This is a genomic window from Rhodoglobus galactosidasius (assembly GCF_054957775.1).
Genome location: NZ_JBQIAV010000007.1, coordinates 165,825 through 185,902 on the forward strand (window position 1 = coordinate 165,825; position 20,078 = coordinate 185,902).

At 61.3% G+C, this 20,078-nt stretch carries 21 protein-coding genes; 9 read left to right on the forward strand and 12 right to left on the reverse strand.

Annotated features, from left to right (window positions below; all coding sequences use genetic code 11):
• Positions 1 to 18 precede the first annotated feature (18 nt).
• Complete coding sequence (locus ACTJJW_RS10840) at positions 19 to 402, forward strand: sec-independent translocase (RefSeq protein ID WP_462644544.1); 384 nt, start codon at positions 19 to 21, stop codon at positions 400 to 402.
• A gap of 43 nt (positions 403 to 445) precedes the next feature.
• Here the strand turns inward: ACTJJW_RS10840 and ACTJJW_RS10845 are convergent, their stop codons facing one another.
• Positions 446 to 2,008, reverse strand: coding sequence for a succinic semialdehyde dehydrogenase (locus ACTJJW_RS10845; protein WP_462644546.1), 1,563 nt, complete (start codon positions 2,006 to 2,008; stop codon positions 446 to 448).
• 60 nt (positions 2,009 to 2,068) lie between these two features.
• Here ACTJJW_RS10845 and ACTJJW_RS10850 point away from each other — a divergent pair, with 60 nt between their 5' ends.
• On the forward strand, positions 2,069 to 3,469 hold the full coding sequence (locus ACTJJW_RS10850; protein WP_462644548.1) for an MFS transporter: 1,401 nt from the start codon (positions 2,069 to 2,071) through the stop codon (positions 3,467 to 3,469).
• On the forward strand, positions 3,469 to 4,959 hold the full coding sequence (locus ACTJJW_RS10855) for a pyridoxal phosphate-dependent decarboxylase family protein (protein WP_462644550.1): 1,491 nt from the start codon (positions 3,469 to 3,471) through the stop codon (positions 4,957 to 4,959). Before ACTJJW_RS10850 ends, ACTJJW_RS10855 begins: the two co-directional genes overlap by 1 nt.
• A 23-nt stretch (positions 4,960 to 4,982) precedes the next feature.
• On the opposite strand, the gene ACTJJW_RS10860 is transcribed toward ACTJJW_RS10855, so the two are convergent.
• Positions 4,983 to 5,915: a LysR family transcriptional regulator gene (locus tag ACTJJW_RS10860; RefSeq protein ID WP_462644552.1), complete on the reverse strand. Its 933-nt coding sequence runs from the start codon at positions 5,913 to 5,915 to the stop codon at positions 4,983 to 4,985.
• 71 nt (positions 5,916 to 5,986) lie between these two features.
• Between ACTJJW_RS10860 and ACTJJW_RS10865 the strand changes: the two genes are divergently transcribed.
• Complete coding sequence (locus ACTJJW_RS10865; protein ID WP_462644554.1) at positions 5,987 to 6,109, forward strand: hypothetical protein; 123 nt, start codon at positions 5,987 to 5,989, stop codon at positions 6,107 to 6,109.
• A 95-nt stretch (positions 6,110 to 6,204) separates the two neighbouring features.
• Here the strand turns inward: ACTJJW_RS10865 and ACTJJW_RS10870 are convergent, their stop codons facing one another.
• The 3 genes from ACTJJW_RS10870 to ACTJJW_RS10880 all read right to left on the reverse strand — a co-directional run bounded on the left by ACTJJW_RS10870 (position 6,205) and on the right by ACTJJW_RS10880 (position 9,252).
• A complete protein-coding gene (locus tag ACTJJW_RS10870) occupies positions 6,205 to 7,302 on the reverse strand; it encodes a P-loop NTPase (RefSeq protein WP_462644616.1) in 1,098 nt (365 codons plus the stop codon).
• A gap of 95 nt (positions 7,303 to 7,397) precedes the next feature.
• Positions 7,398 to 7,934 carry a DUF1003 domain-containing protein gene (locus tag ACTJJW_RS10875; protein ID WP_462644555.1) on the reverse strand — a complete coding sequence of 179 codons (537 nt, stop codon included), beginning with the start codon at positions 7,932 to 7,934 and terminating at the stop codon, positions 7,398 to 7,400.
• On the reverse strand, positions 7,921 to 9,252 hold the full coding sequence (locus ACTJJW_RS10880; protein WP_462644557.1) for a magnesium transporter MgtE N-terminal domain-containing protein: 1,332 nt from the start codon (positions 9,250 to 9,252) through the stop codon (positions 7,921 to 7,923). The genes ACTJJW_RS10875 and ACTJJW_RS10880 overlap by 14 nt, the downstream gene beginning before the upstream one ends.
• A gap of 36 nt (positions 9,253 to 9,288) precedes the next feature.
• On the opposite strand from ACTJJW_RS10880, the gene ACTJJW_RS10885 reads away from it, so the two are divergent.
• Positions 9,289 to 9,867: a YflT domain-containing protein gene (locus tag ACTJJW_RS10885; RefSeq protein ID WP_462644559.1), complete on the forward strand. Its 579-nt coding sequence runs from the start codon at positions 9,289 to 9,291 to the stop codon at positions 9,865 to 9,867.
• 62 nt (positions 9,868 to 9,929) lie between these two features.
• Here ACTJJW_RS10885 and ACTJJW_RS10890 read toward each other — a convergent pair whose 3' ends face one another.
• Both ACTJJW_RS10890 and ACTJJW_RS10895 read right to left on the reverse strand, forming a co-directional pair.
• Positions 9,930 to 11,408 (reverse strand): aminopeptidase P family protein, encoded by a 1,479-nt coding sequence (locus ACTJJW_RS10890; RefSeq protein ID WP_462644561.1) that lies wholly within the window; start codon positions 11,406 to 11,408, stop codon positions 9,930 to 9,932.
• A 34-nt stretch (positions 11,409 to 11,442) separates the two neighbouring features.
• Positions 11,443 to 12,456, reverse strand: coding sequence for an endonuclease/exonuclease/phosphatase family protein (locus ACTJJW_RS10895; RefSeq protein ID WP_462644563.1), 1,014 nt, complete (start codon positions 12,454 to 12,456; stop codon positions 11,443 to 11,445).
• A gap of 33 nt (positions 12,457 to 12,489) precedes the next feature.
• Between ACTJJW_RS10895 and ACTJJW_RS10900 the strand changes: the two genes are divergently transcribed.
• Positions 12,490 to 13,356: a PHP domain-containing protein gene (locus tag ACTJJW_RS10900; protein ID WP_462644564.1), complete on the forward strand. Its 867-nt coding sequence runs from the start codon at positions 12,490 to 12,492 to the stop codon at positions 13,354 to 13,356.
• A 57-nt stretch (positions 13,357 to 13,413) separates the two neighbouring features.
• Positions 13,414 to 14,586: a MalY/PatB family protein gene (locus ACTJJW_RS10905; RefSeq protein ID WP_462644566.1), complete on the forward strand. Its 1,173-nt coding sequence runs from the start codon at positions 13,414 to 13,416 to the stop codon at positions 14,584 to 14,586.
• On the opposite strand, the gene ACTJJW_RS10910 is transcribed toward ACTJJW_RS10905, so the two are convergent.
• Entirely contained in the window at positions 14,583 to 14,972 is a 390-nt protein-coding gene (locus ACTJJW_RS10910; RefSeq protein ID WP_462644568.1) for a TetR/AcrR family transcriptional regulator C-terminal domain-containing protein, read from the reverse strand. The genes ACTJJW_RS10905 and ACTJJW_RS10910 overlap by 4 nt on opposite strands.
• Before the next feature lie 206 nt (positions 14,973 to 15,178).
• Here ACTJJW_RS10910 and ACTJJW_RS10915 point away from each other — a divergent pair, with 206 nt between their 5' ends.
• The gene (locus tag ACTJJW_RS10915; protein WP_462644570.1) at positions 15,179 to 16,132 is read left to right on the forward strand and encodes an L-lactate dehydrogenase; all 954 of its coding nucleotides are present in this window, start codon (positions 15,179 to 15,181) and stop codon (positions 16,130 to 16,132) included.
• 79 nt (positions 16,133 to 16,211) lie between these two features.
• Here the strand turns inward: ACTJJW_RS10915 and ACTJJW_RS10920 are convergent, their stop codons facing one another.
• Complete coding sequence (locus ACTJJW_RS10920; protein WP_462644572.1) at positions 16,212 to 16,910, reverse strand: hypothetical protein; 699 nt, start codon at positions 16,908 to 16,910, stop codon at positions 16,212 to 16,214.
• A 187-nt stretch (positions 16,911 to 17,097) separates the two neighbouring features.
• Entirely contained in the window at positions 17,098 to 18,597 is a 1,500-nt protein-coding gene (locus ACTJJW_RS10925; protein ID WP_462644574.1) for a DEAD/DEAH box helicase, read from the reverse strand.
• 175 nt (positions 18,598 to 18,772) lie between these two features.
• Between ACTJJW_RS10925 and ACTJJW_RS10930 the strand changes: the two genes are divergently transcribed.
• Positions 18,773 to 19,489 carry a ferritin-like fold-containing protein gene (locus ACTJJW_RS10930; RefSeq protein WP_462644576.1) on the forward strand — a complete coding sequence of 239 codons (717 nt, stop codon included), beginning with the start codon at positions 18,773 to 18,775 and terminating at the stop codon, positions 19,487 to 19,489.
• A gap of 60 nt (positions 19,490 to 19,549) precedes the next feature.
• Here ACTJJW_RS10930 and ACTJJW_RS10935 read toward each other — a convergent pair whose 3' ends face one another.
• A complete protein-coding gene (locus ACTJJW_RS10935; protein ID WP_462644578.1) occupies positions 19,550 to 19,840 on the reverse strand; it encodes a hypothetical protein in 291 nt (96 codons plus the stop codon).
• A 1-nt stretch (position 19,841) separates the two neighbouring features.
• Entirely contained in the window at positions 19,842 to 20,066 is a 225-nt protein-coding gene (locus ACTJJW_RS10940; protein ID WP_341952554.1) for a DUF3107 domain-containing protein, read from the reverse strand.
• Between the last annotated feature and the right edge of the window lie 12 nt (positions 20,067 to 20,078).

A 20,078-nucleotide genomic window follows, 5' to 3' on the forward strand; every position in this document is an offset into this window, starting at 1 on the left:
CGCCGGTAAGCTAAACGGGTGTCCTTTGGTCTCAGTTTCGACAAGCTGCTCATCATTGGGCTCATCGCTGTCTTTTTGCTTGGCCCGGAACGTTTGCCGTACTACGCCTCTCAGCTCGCTCGACTCGTTCGATCGCTGCGAGATATGGCCAACGGTGCGAAAGATCGCATGCGTGAAGAGATGGGCCCTGACTTTGACGACATCGACTGGAAGCAACTCGACCCGCGCCAGTATGACCCGCGCCGCATCATCCGCGATGCATTGCTTGATGACGACACACCTCCCGTGACCGTGCGGCCACCACGCTCAGCCGCCTATGCGGAGCGTCAGGCTGCCCTCGCCCAGCGCAAGGGTGAACTCGCTGCGGGCGAGAAAGCGCCGTTCGACAACGAAGCCACCTAGCGAACTCGCGGCGCAGCTACCGGGCGGCCTAGCGGCACGCAGCCTAACGCCGTCGCAAGAACTTCAGCACGCTCAGCAGGGTGATCATGATGCCAGTCATCGCAGCCCACTCTGCGCCAGTGCGCGGCAGCTGCAGAATGCCGTTTGACTGCGAGACCGTGCGCGATTGCACGAACCGTAAGATGCCTTCTGGGCCGTTGCGGCGGCCAAGCCCCGAGTGCTTCATGCCACCCATCGGCGCATCGACACTCGAGAAGCTGCCACGGTAGCCCTCGTTGATATTCACGCTGCCGGCATCGAGGCGGTCAGCCAAACGACGTGCGTGGGCAATGGATCCGCTGAAGATGGATGCGTTCAACCCGAACTCGCTGTCGTTTGCGCGGTCGATTGCTTCGGTGTCGCTCGCGACTGTCGCGATGGCAACGACGGGCCCGAACGTTTCGTTCGCGTAGCACTCCATGTCTTCGGTGACATTGCTGAGCACCGTTGGGGCAAAGAAGTATGGCCCAAGGTCTGGTCGGGCAGCGCCGCCGGCGAGCACAGTGGCGCCCTTCGCTACGGCATCATCAACGTGGGCCTGAACATTCTCGAGCTGGGCTGCAGAAGTGAGTGAGCCAACATCCCCGGTGTAGTCGAGTGCCCCAGTTTGGGTCAGGTCGTTGACGCGAGCGGCGAACTCGCGGGTGAACTCGTCGGCGATTGACTCGTGCACGTAGATGCGTTCGATGGAGACACACAACTGGCCCATGGACGCGTAGCAGGCGTAGACGGCATCCGCTGCAGCTTTGGCGGGGTCGGCGTCTGCGAGCACAAGCAATGGGTTCTTGCCACCGAGCTCGAGCGAAGCGCCAATAAGGCGGCCGGCGGCTCGTTCGCCGACCATCGTGCCGGTGGGCGTTGAGCCGGTGAAGCAGACGTAGTCACAGGCGTCGATTACGGCGTTGCCAACTTTGCTGCCGGGGCCGGTAACGATGGGCCAGACTTCGGCGGGGACTCCGGCATCGATATACGCCTCACGGGTCGCGAGCATTGAGAGGGCGCCTTGATTGTCAATCTTCTGGATCACTGAGCTTCCCGCAGCGAGCGCCGGAACAATATCCATGGTGCCGAGGGCGATCGGATAGTTCCACGGCGTGACGACCCCGATAAGCTGCTTGGGCGAGTAGCTGACGCGGGTGCTTATGAGCAGGGGGATACCAGCGCGACGACGTTTCGTGGCCAGCACGCGCTGCGCCGAGAGAGCGTAATAACGCGTGACTGTTGTGGCCTGAAAGATCTCTTCAAAGGCTTGACCCCTGGTCTTGCCCGACTCGGTCTGCAGCAGGTCGAGTAGCTCTTCGCGGCGTTCCAGCAATAGATCGTGGGCGCGTAGCAGTACGCGGCGGCGGTGGGCGAAGCCGGCTGATTTCCATGCACGCTGGGCGTGACGGGCGGATGCTGCGGCATCCTGAACATCGCTGATTGAGCTCAGTGGCAGCTCATGCAGGGGCTGCCCGGTGAACGGGGCGATCACGGTAGCAGTGTCGGAGGATGTGCGGCTCAGTTGGGCGACGAGTGCGTCACGGCGTCGGGCTCCGACGAGTGCAGAAAGCGTGTTTGGCGACATGCCCCAACACTAAGACCGGGAGCCACAATTTCCGCTGTGTGTAGCGATAGGCTCACAAAGATGACGACCGCAGCACCGCGAACTCTGACCCGAACCACAATTGCCACCTATGCCATCGGCTCTTTGGGTACCGGAGGTTTTGCCGCGCTGCCTGGCCTCGTGCTGGTGTACTACCTGACCGACACCCTCGGTATCGCCGCACTTGCCGCGGGCATTGTGGTGACGATCGCCAAGGTGTGGGACGTGCTGATTGATCCGGTGATCGGTGCCAGAAGCGACCGCAGCCTCGCCCATCGCGGCACGCGCCGACCGGTGATGTTGTTAGGGGCGATCCTGCTGCCCGTTCTCTTTGTGCTGACCTTCGCTGTTCCGGCCGGTATCGGTCCCGTTGCCTCGGGTATCTGGGTCTTCGTGGCTTTTGTTGCTGCAGCGACCGCCTTCAGTATGTTTCAGGTGCCCTACATCGCGCTGCCCGCCGAACTGACGAGCGGCTACGACCAGCGCACTAAGTTGCTGGCTACCCGCGTCGTGGTGCTGACCATCGCGATTCTGTTGTTCGGGGCTGGTGCCCCAGAGATTCGTGACGCATTTGCGGATGAACGGCTCGGCTACCTCGTGATGGCGCTTTCCGCAGCAGCACTCATCGGCGTCTCGCTCATCATCTCCTCGTTTGTTGCCCCAACGGGCACCGTGGCTTCTGCGCCGACAGTGTCGATTGCCGCGACGTACCGGGCCGGACTTGCCGCGCTCAAGCGCAGCCAACCCTTTCGTTCGCTGCTGCTGACCTTCCTGTTGCAGGGACTCGCCACCGGTGTGATGCTCGCCGGTGCCCAATACGTGGCCACCTGGGTGCTCGGCGCCGGAGTTGCGATTCTCTTTGTCTCGCTCATCGGCCCCGCACTGGTCTTCGCCCCGGTCTGGGCGGCAATCTCGCGCCGTATTGGCAAGGAGCGTGCCTTCGTGTGGGCTTCTGCACTGTATGGCGTTGCAGCGTTGCTCATCGTGTTGCAATTGTGGTGGCCCGGTGCATGGATCTACGCTCCCGTCGCGCTCGCCGGTGCGGGCTACGCCGGAATGCAGGCTCTACCGATGTCGATGCTGCCCGACGTGATCTCCCACGACTCGCGCCGCCACAAGATCGCCTCAGCAGGCACCTTCGGGGGAGTTTGGACTGCGGGCGAAACCACAGGCATGGCACTCGGAGCGACAGTGTTGACCATCGTGCTTGCGACATCCGGTTACGTCGAATCAGTGGCGAATCAGATGGTGGCTCAACCCGATTCGGCGATTGCGGGCATCATCATCAGCTTCAGCATTGTGCCTGCCGCGATCATCGGCGTCTCGCTGCTGACGTTTGCACGCTATCCACTGCGCCGACACGACATCGAGCATGCAGACACTGGCTCTGCGGACACCGACTCTGCAGGCACCGAACCCGCAATCAGCGATCAGGAGAACTAGTGAACTTTGACCACGAGCCCGCGGACATTCTGGAACGACTCGACGAGCTGCGCCGTGCGGATGCGCCCACTCACGGTGGGCGAGTGCTCTCGTATGTGTACGACTCGGGGTTGGCTGAGCTCGACGAGCTAGCTGCCAGCGCCATTCGTGCCGTGCAGCCGGTGAACGGCCTCGACCCCACAACGTTCACCTCGGTTGCGGTCATGGAACGCGAAGTTGTCGCGTTTGCGCGTGACCTGCTCGGCGGCGATGCGGATGTCGTTGGCACGGTAACCACGGGAGGTACCGAGAGCTGTCTGCTGGCCGTCAAGACTGCCCGCGACGTGTGGCGCGGTGCTGGGCCATCGGCACGCACTGGCACGCCGAGGTTGCTGGCCCCGGTGACGGTTCATGCGGCATTCCAGAAGGCCGCTCATTACTTTGGGCTTGAGCTCGATTTGGTTCCCGTTGGACTCGATGGCGTCGTCGCTGCGAAGGATGTGATTGCCCGGTTTGGCGATGATGTTGCGATCGTTGTCGTGTCGGCGCCTAGTTACGCGCACGCAGCGATGGATCCGGTGGTGGAGGTCGCTGCTGCCTCTGCTGAACACGGCATTGCCTGCCACGTTGATGCGTGTATTGGTGGCTGGGTGTTGCCGTTCTGGGAGGGCGTCGAGCCGTGGAACTTCACGGTCCCGGGCGTCACCAGCATCAGCGCCGACCTGCACAAATTTGGTTACGCGCCCAAGGGGGCCTCGGTATTGCTCCAGCGCGACCGTGACCGCCAGCGCGCACAATACTTTGCGACCACCCGCTGGCCGGGCTATCCGATCGTGAACCCCACAATTCTGGGCTCGAAATCGGCCGGTCCGCTGGCTGCTGCCTGGGCGATTATTCAGGCGCTTGGCACGAGCGGTCTTGCCGAGCTTGCCGCGTCGTGCGCGCGCTCCACTCGTGCCGTGCGCGACGTTATTGAGGGGATTGAGGGCCTGCGCGTGGTCGGCGAGCCTGTTGGACCGTTGCTGGCGGTGGCATCTGACGAGACTGTTGCTGCCGACCGCCGGGTTGATGCCCACCACTGGGCTGATCAGGCGCGACTGCACGGCTTCTTCCTGCAGTTGCAGCCCGGCCTGGCCCAGAGCGATGGCACCGTGTTGCCGGCGACAACGCACCTCACGATTACTCCGGTGACGGAGAGCGTGCTCGACGAGTTGAGCACCGCACTGCGGTCGGCGGCTGACGAGGTTCGGGGGATTCCTGCTGTCTCTGCAGAGGCAGCGCTCGCAGCCCTGCCCGCAGAGGTCGGTGCGGCTCTGTCTGCTCCGGATGCTCCTCCGCTCACTTCAGAGCAGGCCGCCGGAGTCTTGGCGATGATCGGCTTAGAGGGCGCCAACGACGGCCTCCCTGAACGTATGGCGCCCCTGCTCGCGTTGATTGGTGCGTTGCCCGCACCGCTCACGGAGCGCTTGCTCACCGAACTGCTGGCGCGCTTGGTGGAACCCACGAGTTAGTGCGGCTGGCGCTACGGCGGCCCTTAGCTCATTTGGGCGCCGTCGACGGTGTGCTCGCGTTCGAAGCGTGTAGCTTCATCGACGAGAGCTTTCACGACGGCACGCACTGAGGGGCGCTCGGCGCGGTCGGGGCGCAACAGCGCAGAGATGAGCCTCGATGAAGGCACGCCTTTGAGTGGCCTCGTGATGAGTCCGTTCTCGCGGTCTCGGGTGGTGAAGCGCGGCAAGATCGCGATGCCATGCCCGGCAGCGACGACGGCTTCGACGATGCTGTTGTCGGTAAGCCGCTGGGCGACCTTTGCCGGGGCGCCGTTGGCGGCTTCGATACGTCGCAGGATGCGGTCGAAGGGCAGACCGGAGGGCACACCGATCCAGGTTTCGTCGATCAGATCCGCGGGAGTGAGCGCCGCTTTGCGACCGAGCGGATGATCTTCGGGGAGTGCGACATCCAGTGACTCCCGCATGAGAGGAACAATGGCGAGCCCGCGTTCGGTCCACGACGGTAAAATGTGGGGGGAGTCGGAGACGACGACGTCGTAGTCGGCGGTGAGATTGGCCACGTCTTCGAGCACCGAGTCTTGGTCATTGCAGTACAGCTTGAGCCCCGCCAGACGATTGACGGAGTGGAGAAGCCCGGGCAGCAGCATCTCGCCGCCGGTGGGAAAGATTGTCATCGTGACTTCACCGCGCGGAGACTCGCGAAAGTCGTTCCAGAGCGCTTCAGCCTTCTCAATTGCCGTTGCCACATCTGTTGCCGTTTGGGCGAGAGCACGGCCAGCCGAGGTCAGCACTATGCCCCGGCCCACGCGCTCGGTGAGGGGGATGCCGGCCTCGCGTTCCAGGATTTTGAGCTGCTGCGAGACGGCGGATGGGGTGCGCATCGTAGCCTTCGCGACCGCGGTGATGCTGCCGCGGTCGGCCAGTTCGCGCAGCAGTTCCAGCCGACGTATCTCCATGTAGATAGCCTACATAGTTAGATAAGGAAGATCATCTTGTTCTAACAGGTTAATCACGATGAAATATAGACATGAACATCGAACTCGTCATCATTGGGGCACTGTCCGCATTCGGCATCATCGCAACCATGCGTGCCGTCGCAACCGACGGATACCGTCGCACCCCCACCCGCCGCTACCACCAGATGCCGTAGCCACCGCCCGTCGGTACACGCAACACCACAGCAACTAATGCTGTGGTGTTTTTGCGTTAACGGACACCGCGCACGCCGTTCACAGGACAGTGCCGCTAGTTGGTGCTGAGGCCCAACTTGCGGCCGGCAACGCTGCGCTTATGTGAGCGGAGGGTTGCGGCAAGAGCGTGGATGGCCTGGGCTGCCGGATCCTCGGGAGCCGCGATTACTACGGGGACCCCAGCATCGCCGCCCTCGCGCAGGGCGATGCTCAGCGGGATCGACGCCAAGACCGAGACTGGCTCCTCTGGAGTGGAGAGCTTGGCTGCGGCATCCGCCCCACCGCCTGAGCCAAAGAGTTCGAGCACGCTGCCATCGGGCTGGGGGAGACCGGCCATGTTTTCGATGACGCCGATCACGCGCTGACCGGTTTGGCGGGCAACGAGTCCGCTGCGTTCGGCCACATCGGCAGCGGCCGACTGTGGGGTCGTGACAACAACAACATCGGAGTGGGGCAGCAACTGCCCGAGGGAGATCGCCACGTCGCCAGTGCCGGGCGGCAGGTCGAGCAGTAACACATCAAGGTCGCCGAAGAACACATCGGTGAGGAACTGCTGAATCGTGCGGTGCAGCATTGGCCCGCGCCACGACACCGCCGTGTTCTCCTCGACAAACATGCCGATCGAGATCACCTTCACGTCGTAGGCAACCGGCGGCAAAATCATCTCGCCCACCTGAGTGGGTTTCGCGCCCTGCAGACCAAGCAGCCCAGGAATCGAGAACCCGAATACATCGGCATCGATCACGCCGACGCGCAAACCGGTCTGGGCCAGCGACACAGCCAGGTTCGCGGTGAGCGTCGACTTGCCCACGCCACCCTTACCGCTTGTCACTGCCACAATCTGAGTCAGCGAATCGGGCCCGAACTGCATCGTCTTGGGGCGCCCCTTGCGCAGCTTCTCGGTGAGGGCATCGCGTTGCGCGCGCGACATGATCGACACGGTCACCGTCACCTCGAAAATGCCCGGCACACGGGCGGTAGCCTCGCGCACGTCACGTTCGATCGAAGTAGCGGCTGGGCATCCGACAATCGTCAAAGTGAGACCCACGGATGCCGCACCAGCGTCATCTACCGAGACTCCAGAAATCATGTCGAGCTCTGTCACCGGGCGACGAATCTCGGGGTCAATCACGGAGGCCAACGACTGCAGCACAGCAGCTTCTAATGGATTGGTGCTGGGCGACTGGGTGCTAGCCGAATCGGCGGCGCGCGAACCATCGCCGGGCGAACCCTTGTCGAGCTCAGCGGTCACGAAGGCGCCGAGCTCTCATCGTCGGCCTCGCTATCTTTCTCGAGTTCTTCGAGCAGGGAGCGAAGCTCGGCACGTATAAAGTCTTTGCTGGCCAAATCGGTCATTGCCAAACGCAGCGCAACAACTTCGCGGGCAAGGTATTCGGTGTCGTTGAGGTTGCGCTCGGCACGCTGACGATCTTGCTCGATCTGAACACGGTCGCGGTCATCTTGACGGTTCTGAGCGAGCAGGATCATTGGCGCCGCGTACGATGCCTGCAGCGACAGGATCAGCGTCAGCAACGTGAAGTTGGTGGCGCGAGGGTCAAATTGGGCGCCGATTGGTGCGCTGGTGTTGTAAATCAACCACACGCCAACGAAGGCGGATAGTCCAACAAGAAACCACGGCGTGCCCATGCCGCGAGCGAAAGCTTCGGAGTACCGGCCCATGCGATCGCGACTTTGGAACATACCAAAACCGCTGCGAAGACCCTTGGGAGTGTCCAGGCGCAGTTCGTTGCGCTGTGATCGAAGTGACCGCTTAGCTGGTGCCACGTGGTGCCCTCCCTGCGCGAATTGCTTTCTGTTGAACGATGGTTAGCGGTCTAGTAGAAGTGTCGTCGAAACTCGCCGACTCGTCGGTGGTACTTCGCCAGTCATCGGGAAGCAGATGATCAAGCACGTCATCAATGGTCACCACCCCGAGGAGTCGGTGGTTGTCATCAACCACGGGAACCGAAACGAGGTCATAGCTGGCGAGGATGCGCGAAACTTCTGCCGCCGTTGTCGACGAGCGTACCGGCTCAAGAGACTGGTCAATCAAAGCACCGAGACGTTCGTTGGGCGGATAGCGTAGCATCCGCTGAAAATGAACCATACCGAGCAAGCGACCAGTCGGCGGCTCGTATGGAGGCAGGGTGACGCAGATTGCGGCACCCAACGCTGGAGCAAGTTCGTGACGGCGGATGAGGGCAAGACCCTCAGCTACCGTCGCGTCGGCAGACACAATGATCGGCTCGGTCGTCATCAGACCACCGGCAGTATCGGAGTCGTAGCTGAGCAAGAAGCGAACATCTTCGGCTTCTTCGGGCTCCATGAGATCAAGGAGAGTCTCGCCGCGCTCGTCGGTGAGATGGGCGATAAGGTCGGCCGCGTCATCCGGCTGCATCTGATCGAGCACGTCGGCAGCACGATTGTCATCGAGCTTGTTGAGCAGATCAACCTGCTCTTTTTCGGGCATCTCTTCGAGCACATCGGCGAGACGATCATCGGAAAGTTCTTCAGCGACTTCCATCATGCGCTGCTCGGGCAGTTCGAGCATGGCGTTGGCGAGGTCAGCGGGCAAGAGGTCAGAGAAGCTCGCAACGAGTTGGGTAGCCGACTGCGCCTCGCCCTTGTGCGCGTTGTGTTTGATCTCATCCCACGCCGCAAAATCGGTGGCGCCCTTGGCAAAGAGTGGTGAGCCAGCGGCTTTCGGGCGGCGCAGGAAGAGCTGATTGATCTCCCATTCGCCAATATCGACCTCTTCGATCGCAACGTCTTCGATTTGGGCTTCGCCAGAACCATCGCGCATACCGACGCGGCGACCAAGCAACTCAGCCATTACCCGGATCTCGCCACCACGCTGCTCAAAGCGACGCAGATTGAGGAGACCGGTGGTGATGATCTGCCCAGAGCCGATGCTTGTCACACGGCCGATGGAGAGAAAAACGTGACGCTTGCCTGGGACTTCGGCAATCATTCCGACAACGCGCGGGCTCGCATCAGAGCGCTCCACGACGAGCACATCGCGAACCTTGCCAACGCGATCTCCATTGGGATCGAAGACCGAGCAGCCCACCAATCGGGCGACGAATACTCTTGAGGTGCTCACAACTAAAACCATACCCTTGCATGGGACAATGAACCGATGAGTAACTTCAGTGGATTCTCCCGCCGTGTGCGGCAACAGTCGAGCGTGCCGCGCGGAGACGTTCTCGGCAGCTACGACAGCTATACCGACGCACAGACCGTAATCAACCAGCTCGCCAAAGCAGAATTCGACGTTAAAGGCATCGCCATCGTCGGTCGTGACCTCACCACCGTCGAGGTAGTCACAGCCCGATTGAGCTACGGCCGTGGAGCACTCGCTGGTGCAACCACGGGAGCGTGGCTCGGACTATTCTTTGGCCTGATCACCACCATCATCGCGCCGGTAACGCCCCAGCAAGTGGGCATCTTCTTCGCCGCGATCCTTACCGGTGCAGGCATCGGAATGATCTTCGGAGTCGTCAACTACTCCATGATGCGCAAGCGTCGCGACTATGCGGCGACGTCACAACTCATCGCCGATCGCTACGAGATCATCATCTCGCCCGATCTCGCAGCCAAGGCACACGGCATTCTGGGCACGGCCGCTGCTGGGGCGCACGGTGTGCACTCGGCACCGCACGTGCCAAGCGCATCAGACGCGATCGACAGCAAGGACTCTGACGAGACTGCCAAATAGCGAACTCGCCGCCGGTACTAGTGAGGCGCGCGCCGAGCTATCGCTGACGCACGCCTCCAGCACTAGGAGCGTGCGATCCACGCTTCGACGGCATCCGCACTGCGCGGGATGTTGACTGACATGTTTTCGGCACCATCTTCGGTCACGAGAATGTCATCTTCGATGCGCACACCGATGCCGCGGTACTCCTCGGGAACGGTGAGATCGTCGGGCTGGAAGTAGAGGCCGGGTTCGATCGTGAAGACCATTCCGGGCTCAAGCACGCCATCGAGGTACATGTCGCGACGGGCTGCCGCGCAGTCGTGCACGTCAATGCCGAGATGATGGCTGGTGCCGTGAACCATGTAGCGACGGTGGAACTGGTTGTCCGGAAGCAGTGACTCTGCGGCAGACACAGGCAGCAGGCCCCACTCAGCGGTCTTCTCAGCGATTACCCGCATTGCTTCGGCGTGGATGTCGCGGAACTTAATTCCAGGGCGCACGATCGCAAATGCGGCATCCGCCGCTTCCAGCACCGCGTCATACACACGACGCTGAATTTCGGTGAACGTGCCACTGATGGGCAGCGTGCGAGTGATATCTGCGGTGTAGTAGCTGTCGAGCTCGATACCAGCATCGATCAGGATCAGGTCGCCAGGCTTTACGGGGCCGTCGTTGCGGGTCCAGTGCAGCACACAAGCGTGCGGACCTGATGCGGCGATCGTGTCGTAGCCGACGGTGTTACCTTCGGCGCGAGCGCGACGGTTGAAGGTGCCCTCCACGAGGCGCTCACCGCGAGTGTGCTCAACAATGTTGGGCAGGTCGGCTACTACATCATTGAAGCCCTGCTGGGTGGCGTTCACCGCAGCACGCATCTCGTTAACCTCATAGACATCCTTCACGAGACGCAACTCGCTCAAGTCGCGGCTGAGGTCACCATCGCGATCATGCTCAAGCGCTTCAGAATCGGCGGCCAGTAGACGGCGGCCATCAACCTGATCGGTCACGTCACGGTCACCATCGCGCACGATGAGCGTAATAGCGTCGACGAGGTCGAGCACAGCCTCAAAGTCGGCAAGCGGCAGAGTCTCGAGGCCGAGATCGGTGGCTACGTTGCTGAGTGACGGGCGCGGGCCTGTCCAGAACTCTCCGACATCCGGGTTCGCGTAGAACTCGTTGGTGTCGCGGCCAGCAGCCGGACGGAAGTAGAGCGTGGCGGTGTGGCCGGCATCAGTCGGCTCCATCACGAGCACACTGCCGGGAACGGCATCCGAACCCCAACCAGTGAGGTGGGCAAAGGTGGAGTGGGCGCGGAACGGGTAGTCGGTGTCGTTGGAGCGAACCTTGGCGGCACCGGCCGGAATGATTAGGCGTTTGCCGGTGTGGAGCTGCGAAAGTCGTGCGCGGCGGTCTGCAGCAAACGCTGCCTGATCGCGCGGAATTACGTCAGCTTCTACGCGCTCAGCCCATCCAGAAGAGATGTAGTCAGAGAATCCCGAAGACTGGGGAGTCGTTGAGCGGTTAGAGGTCGCGCGAGGGGTGGGTGGTGATGAATCTGCCATACATCTAGTGTCGCCCCTAGGGTGCCAAAAGGCACTATTGGGTTGGCGAGAGGGTCGCCAAGATGGGTCGGTGGTCGCTGCCATTGCCATCGTGAGATTCGATGACACGCATCCCAGTAATCGACCAGTCGCTTGATGCCATTACGTGGTCGATCGGGGCGCCGAGTAGTGCTGGCAACTGTGTCGGCCAGGTTCCGATGGCAGCATTGTCGGTGACGGCTGCAGCATCGATGCAACTGCCAAGCGCAAAGTCTCCGCCATCGGCGAGCGAGGCATAGTGATCAAGCGTTGAGTTGAAGTCACCAGCCAGGATGACGTTGCTGGCCCGGCACTGATCGGCAAGCCAGTCGAGATCACTGCGCCAGTTGGCCATTTCGCCGCGAATAGGTGCGACAGCGTGCACAGCAACAAACGTGGGGCCGTCGCCGTCTTGCGGCACCGCCACCAGACTGGGCAGTGTCGAGGTGGTGCGGGTTGACAGGTCAACACTGTATTCGCCCAAATCGACGCTAATCAGAATCGTCGTTGACCGGGACTTTGACACCTCGTCGTAGGCGAGCGTGTGCACCCACATGGGGCGATTGCCATCCGCCATCAACTGGGCAATCTCAAAGCCCAACTCGCGGGTAGTTTCTGGCAGAGTCACAACATCCGCATCATTCAGTAGTGCGAGTTCAGCGATAGTCGAGGCACCTGGCGCATCGCCAAGCGTGTTCCAGGAGAGCACCGTGACATCACCCTCTGCCTTGGTCTCGAATCCGGGGCTGCCAAAACCGCGCGTGGCCAGCACAACAAGGCTGAGCGCACTGAAGGCGAGCGCGACAACAGCGAGGGATGCCGTGAACCGGTGCATGCGCGCCGAAAGTAGAGAGATCAGCGTCAACCCCAGCACGGCGACAAATGCCACGGCGGCAGCGAGGCCGCGAAGCGAAACCAGTTGTGCGACTCCCGCAGTCTGTTCGAGCGAAAACAGCTGAGGCCAAGCCACGACAACAAGGGCGGCGGCGATAGCGACAATAAAGGTCGCTGCAAGGATGCGTTGAAACATAGCGACCTGAGCCTAGAGCAATAGGCTTGGACAATGCGCAACACACCGATCGACCTGCACACTCACAGTGCTGTGTCTGACGGCACCGAAACGCCTACCCAGCTGGTTCGGTCTGCCAAGAGAGCTGGGCTCGGCACTGTCGCGCTCACCGACCACGATTCCACAGCGGGCTGGCAGGAGGCGATCTCGGCTGCCGCCGTTTCAGGAATCACCGTGATCCCTGGCATGGAACTGAGCACCAACTATGGCCCAGCGAGCGTGCACGTGCTCGCCTACCTTTTTGACCCGCTCGACCGCACCATCGTCACCGAGACGGCACGCATTCGGGATGGCCGACTGCGCCGGGCTGAACGCATCGTCGAGAAGATCGCTCTCGACTACGACATCAGTTGGGATGACGTACTCGCCGAATCGTCAGACGGAACCACCCTAGGGCGCCCACACATTGCCGATGCACTCGTGCGCAAGGGGCACGTCTCCAACCGCAGTGCGGCGTTTGAGAGCATCCTGCACTGGCAGGGCGGCTACTACGAGAAGTACTACGCCCCGAGCCCGCTCGAGGGAGTCAAGATGATCGTCGCAGCAGGCGGAGTGCCTGTGCTCGCGCATCCGGCCGCCCACGGAAAGTACCGCCAGCTCACCGGTTCGGTGATCAAATCGTTGGCTGACGAAGGCCTGTTTGGGCTTGAAGTCAATCACCGCGATAACTTGCCCGAGGGCCGCGAATTTTTGCTTGAGCTGTGCGCTAAATACGGGCTCGAAGCTACAGGGGCCAGTGACTATCACGGGATGGGCAAGCCCAACCGCCTCGGCGAAAACACCACCGCGCCGACCGTGCTCGACAAAATCATTGCGCGGGCAACCGGCTCGAAGCCGTTCATCGCCAACGCCACGACCTAGAGACTGCGCCGCCGAGACGTCAGCGTTCGCCATTAACCCCGCCGAGTAGGAGACAGCATGACCAGTAACGCCGAACAGTGGAATGCCCTCACCCCCGAACTGCTGCGGAGCCGCGGTAGCAATAAATGGACGGCGCCCGAAGGTGAACTGCTGTGTGCCGGTGTTGCTGAAATGGACTTCGGCACCGCGCCAGCCGTGCTCACGGAGTGGGCGTCGATCGCTGAGCGTCTCGAATTTGGGTACCCCAATGAGTCGGTTGCGCGGGAGATGAGCGCTGCGACAGCGAAATGGCATAACGAACAATACGGCTGGGCAGTGGATACCGCAGACATTTTCCCGCTGGCCGACGTGATCAAAGGGCTCGAGCTAGCTATCGTCGAATTCAGCAAGCCCGGGGCACCCGTGATCGTGCCCACGCCGGCCTACATGCCGTTCTTGCTCGTCCCGAAAATCTTCGACCGCGACGTCATCGAATCACCCATGCTGCGCGGCGACGACGGCAGCTTTGCGCTTGACCTCGACGACATCGCCACGCACTTTGCCGCCGGCGCCAACCTGCTCGTGCTCGCTAATCCCGGAAACCCTACAGGCAAGGTCTACTCGCGCGACGAACTGTCTGCGCTCGCTGATGTTGCCGACGCCCACGGTGCCCGCGTCTTTAGCGACGAAATTCACTCGCCGCTCACACTCTTCGGCAACCGCCATGTGCCGCTAGCGAGCGTCTCGGATGCCGGAGCACGTGTTTCGATCACCGCAACAAGCACGTCAAAGGCTTTCAACCTGCCCGGGCTCAAGTGTGCACAAATCATCCTGAGCAATGACGCCGATCGCGCTCTTTGGGAGACGATTGGCTGGATGGCGTCTCACGGGGCAAGCACGCCCGGTATGCGTCTGAACACGGCCGCCTACCTAGGGGGCGAGCCATGGCTGAGTGAGGTACGCGAATACGTCGAGGGCAACATTGAGTACCTGTGGGCAGCGCTCGCAGAGCAGCTTCCCGACGCACAGATGGCTCCGATGCAGGGCACCTATCTGGCGTGGGTCGACTTGCGTGCATATTCGGATGAGCCAGAACTCGCGGAAATGCTGGCCGAAAAGGCGGGCATCCGAGTCAATGGTGGAGTCGGTTACGGTGCGGTTGGTGCTGGCCACATCCGCGTGAACGTCGCTACCTCGCGTCCCATCCTTGAGCGGCTAGTTGCCCAGCTCGCTGCCGCAATGACGGCCTAGAAGGCGCGCGCTGAGGCGGGAGCGCTGCTCCAACCGTCTGTGCTGAGGCGCTGTTCGAGCGAGTCGAGGATGAGATCAAGCCCGATCTCGAACTCGTTGGCGTAGCTGTAGCCGGGCAACATCGCGTGACCGACTGCGATCTCCGTCAGGTGGGGAAACTCGTCAGCGGGCATGTCATGCACGATCGACTCGGCAACCTCGGTGAGCTCATCGGGCGTACTGAACGGCAGACTGACCTGCTGGAGAACGAAACCGTAGATGTAGCTGTCGAGTGCGGAGAACGCGTGGGCGGCGCCGGCGATGAAGAATCCGCCGACCCGGAGCGCTCCAATCACGGCATCGTGGTGACGCAGGGTGGCGAGCCCGGGGTCGCGGCGAGAGTCCATTCATGGTCGAGGCCATCACGAACGACGCGCTCATTGAGCAAGCACCTGCGATCGTCGGATGCCGCAGCGAGTCCGCCCTAGCGCACGCGGCGTCGCTACACGCCTAGCCTTCGAAAACGGGCTGGCGCCCGACAGGACGTGGCCCACTGTGTCTGTACCGGTTCTTGCTCACGCACGAGAATCAGCGGTCGTGGCAAACTAAACACATGAGCGTAGTCGAGAACTCAAAACTCACGATTGTTGGAGCCGGCAGTGTGGGCGCAAGCGCCGCGTATGCGGCCCTGATCAGGGGGTCGGCCCGCCAGATCGCGCTGTACGACATCGCTACGAAGAAAGTGGATGCCGAAGTGCTCGACCTAGCCCACGGCACACAGTTCACGGGGTCAAGTCAGATCGTGGGCGGAAGTGATATCTCTGTCGTTACAGGGTCGCACGTCGTTGTGATCACCGCTGGTGCAAAGCAGAACCCTGGCCAGACCCGCCTTGAGCTTGCTGATGTCAATGCCCGCATTCTTGGGTCGATGATGCCGCAGCTAATGGAGGTCGCTCCCAACGCGATCTATGTCATTGTGACAAACCCCTGCGACGTGCTTACTGTGCTCGCCCAAGAGCAGTCGGGCCTCCCGCCCGAGCGTATTTTCGCTTCCGGTACAGTGCTCGACACTTCGCGTCTGCGGTGGAACCTCGCAGAACGCGCAGGCGTATCGCCATCCAGCGTTCACGCGTCGATCGTTGGAGAGCACGGCGACTCTGAATTCCCGCTGTGGTCGCGGGCCACAATCGGTGGTGTTCCGGTTCTTGAATGGGAAAGCGAAGGCCACCCGCGTATGACGCAAGCGGAGCTCGATGAAATCGCCATCGGCGTCCGCGACGCCGCCTATAAGGTGATCGAGGGCAAGGGCGCGACGAACTACGCAATCGGCTTGTCGACCGCACATATCGTCGAAGCTATTTTCGGCGACAAACACTCCGTAATGCCTGTCGCTCCCGTGCTCACCGACTTCCACGGGCTCAGCGGCGTCGCGCTCTCGGTGCCATGCATCGTTAGTGCTTCGGGGGCAACCCCGATCAAGGAAACCGCGTTTAGCGAGAGGGAGATGCTTCTCCTCACCGAGTCGGCGACCGCGCTCCGTGGCGTCGCTGACTCGCTACGAACATAGGCAGGCCAGAGGTAGCGACCTTGGTGTCCTCAGGAATATCGAGCTCGGTGAAGAGCTGGGGCTCGATGAGTACGTTTCACTAGCTGACGGCGATTGGCGTAGCGATTCCTGACGTGTTCGTCTGAGCATCCGCGAAGTTGCTGTCGACTATTACGCGGCAATCTTCGATTGCGCTTCGAAGCAGTGCTCTCATGCGCTCGTTGGTGCTAGGCGAGCAGGCCTCGGCGATGCCAATCACAGCCGTGCGGATGATGGACTCGGTCATTCGCATTACCGCGCGTCCCCGACGTTCGACACCGTGCTCAGCAATGAACTTTCGTGCCCAATGTTCGGCATACGGAGCTTTAGCGAAAGCTGAAGCGACGCCGACCGTCAGGGTTGAGTCAGCCAAGGACTCAAATTTAGCCAGCTGCGACTGGATAGCAATGATGCCGACTGCGAGCGCTCGTTGACGTTCCTCGCTGGCAATCGGCAGAGCCATTGTTGCGGCTCGCAGCGCGATGCGAAGTTCCACTCGCGGATCGGCACTGGTCACGCCGATCACCGAAGGTATGAGTTCTGCCAGCTTCGACCGATCTCCGTCAGAAGTGCAGTCGTTGACCAACCGGGCCAAGAGGGCTAACGCCGGGTGCGTACACGAGGGGTGGTCGCTCCACTTCTCTCCGGCAAGGTAGGAGGCGAACTCCATAAAGCATCCACCCCTGCGCGGGGCTCGGTGACGCCCAACTGAGAGAACAGGCATGAAGTCTGGTGAATAGTTCGTCTTGTGCACCGGCATTGCTCTCCTCCTTGCCTACCGTGCGCTGAGGAACGTTTCTCCCAGTGTGCGCCCATTCTGCCGATAAAACCAGAGCCGCCGGCGGACCATGTGGAGAGCAGTTGAGAGTGCCGTGTCAGTCCCGGCGCACCAACAAAGAAAGCCCCACACGAGGTGGAGCTTTCTTGAAACTTCTGGATAGCGCGTGTTAGGCGCTCGGGGGTGGAGTCGGCGCACCCTCATTGCCACCACGGCGGCGGCGAGTGCGCTTGCGGCGTGCCGGTGCTCCACCATCGTGGGTTCCGCCACCTTCGGGGCGAACGTTCTCGTCAGTCGAGCGTGTACTCGAAGCGGAACCAGCATCGCTGCCCGAACCTGAATCGGATCCGGTCGAACGCGAACGGTTGCGCGGTGGTCGTGACGAGCCATCGCCTGAGCGCTGCGAGTCGCGGCCTCGGCCATTGCCTGAGCGACCGCCTGCACTTGAGCCACCCGACGTCGCCGTGCGAACGACAGGGGCGTGCGAGCCAGGAAGGCGACCCTTGGTGCCCTCAGGAATGTCGAGGTCGGTAAAGAGGTGCGGGCTCGACGAGTATGTTTCGGTCGGTTCGGGGATGCCCATCTCGAGAGCCTTGTTGATGTGCGTCCACTTAAGCATGTCTGCCCAGTCAACGAACGTCACAGCGACACCGGTCTTGCCTGCGCGACCGGTACGGCCGGCGCGGTGCAGATAGGTGTCATGGTCGTCGGGGATGGTGTGGTTGATTACGTGCGTAACGTCGTTGACGTCAATTCCGCGAGCCGCAACATCCGTCGCAATAAGAATGTCCTTCTTGCCGGCCTTGAACGCAGCCATTGCACGTTCACGCTGCTCTTGGTTAAGGTCACCGTGAACGGCCGCAGCGTTGAAGCCACGATCGTTGAGCTCTTCAACGAGCTTGGCTGCAGCACGCTTGGTGCGCGTGAACACAACAGTCTTGCCGCGGCCTTCAGCCTGCAGGATGCGGGCGATGACCTCATCTTTGTCGAGGTTGTGCGCACGATAAACGACGTGCTTGATGTTCTTCTGCGTCAAACCCTCGTCGGGGTCGGTGGCGCGGATGTGAATCGGCTTGTTCATGAAGCGACGAGCGAGAGCCACGATTGGCCCTGGCATCGTTGCGGAGAACAGCATGGTGTGGCGTGTGGGGGGAGTCTGCGCAAACAGTTTCTCGATGTCGGAGAGGAAGCCGAGGTCGAGCATCTTGTCTGCCTCATCCAAGACCATGACCGTGATGTTTTTTAGCGAAAGCATTCGCTGGCTGGCCAGGTCAAGCAGACGGCCGGGAGTACCGACGATGACTTGTGCGCCATCCTTGATCTGTTCGATCTGACCCTCGTAGGCCTTGCCGCCATAGATCGCGGCGATCTTGGTTGAGCGATTGGATGCTGCAAGCACGAGGTCTTCAGCTACCTGAACACACAGCTCGCGAGTCGGCACAACGATAAGTGCCTTCACTCCGGGCTCTGGGTCGGTGCCCAGCGACTGCAACACGGGGAGGCCGAATCCGAGCGTTTTGCCGGTACCGGTTTTTGCTTGCCCGATGATATCTTGACCAGCAAGACCCATGGGGATGGTTTGAGTTTGGATCGGGAACGGTTCGAGGATGCCCTTGGTTGCAAGCGCATCGACCATGTCCTGATCGATATTGAGTTCTGAGAAAGTCACGTATGAAGCCCGTCTAGGTGCGATGCGCCCTTTTTGACCTGGGGCGCCGGACCCCCTCCAGATTCGGGGGGATGCCCGAAGTTTAGCGGGTAGGACTGGGCTGAAGCGGTGAACTGGAGCGGCGAGGCGGGTTGTTGCACCCGCGTCAAGCACCAACACGCTCTAAGCTGGCTGGGTGGCTAAGTGGTTTTCACGCGAATCAGGACGCATCGAAGTGCCTCGCCTTCGATCACGTTCCGATGATTTGCCGACCGAAAAAATAGCGCTCGCAGAGTTTGCTCCCGACATTTTGGGATTCCTCGGGCGTGCGGCCTATGTGCAACTCATGATCTTCGAGAATCTATCTCGGGTAATTTCCAATGCGCCAACGACAGCAGCCAAAACGGCGATCGGCAAAGCTGCGGAGTTGTCTCTGGGCAAGCACCGAGCGCTCGTCGCCGAAATTACTAAGGTGGGCGGTTCGCCGGCCGAAGTAATGGATCCCTTTACTGACGCATTTGATCAGTTCGAGCGGGTTGCTCGCGGCGCCGACTGGTACGAGGCGATGATTACTGCCTATCTCAGTGCCGGTTTCTTCGACGATTTCTATGCGCGACTCGCTGCGGGCCTTCCCACGGAATCGCACACACGCTTGGTCGCAATCTTCTCCGGTGAATCCGGCGAGAAGGTTCTTGCTGAATACTTGCAGGCAGCGATCGATGCCAACCCGCGGCTTGACTCCCGACTAGCGATGTGGGGCCGACGACTCGTTGGCGACATGATGCTGGCTGCGCGATCAGCTCTCGTATTCCCAGATCACACACGATCAACCGAGGCGCAGGTCGAGCCGGTATTCACCGAACTCATCGCCGCACACACGCGTCGAATGGATGCGCTCGGCCTTACTGCCTAGATTCGTGCGCTGGCGAGCCGCTGGTTCGCTGCGTCAACAGCGGTGCTGCGAGCGAGTTAGCTAGTTGTGTGCGAGCTCGTCGAATGCGCGAGCATCCGCAGCTTCACGGTGACGCGGTAGCAGTAGCGCGGTAGCGAGGGCTGCACCGCCGCCAGCCAGAAGGCTGATTAACCAGATCCAGGTTCCGTCGAACGTGAAGCCGACCCACACGAGCGCAACCCACACCGTTGCGGTTACAGCCGCACCGACGGCAGGCAGCAGTGCGCTGCCGTACATGCCGCGTGACGGCAGTATGTACCGCAAGATTGCGGCGATCGACGCACCGATGACTGTGACGAAGAGCAGTTCCACGCTAGGCCACGAATCCGACGCGGCGGGACTCTTCTTCACCGAGTTCGACGTAGGCGACAGCCGCAGTCGGAACGATGTAAAGCTTGCCCTTGGCGTCGCGCAGGCTCACGTACTTGGCATCCGAGTTCAATGCCTCGGCAATGATCGACTCAACCTCGCTCGACGACTGTGCCGACTCAAAGTTGATCTCACGGGGGCTGTTGTTGATACCGATGCTTATGTCCACACGCCCAGATTA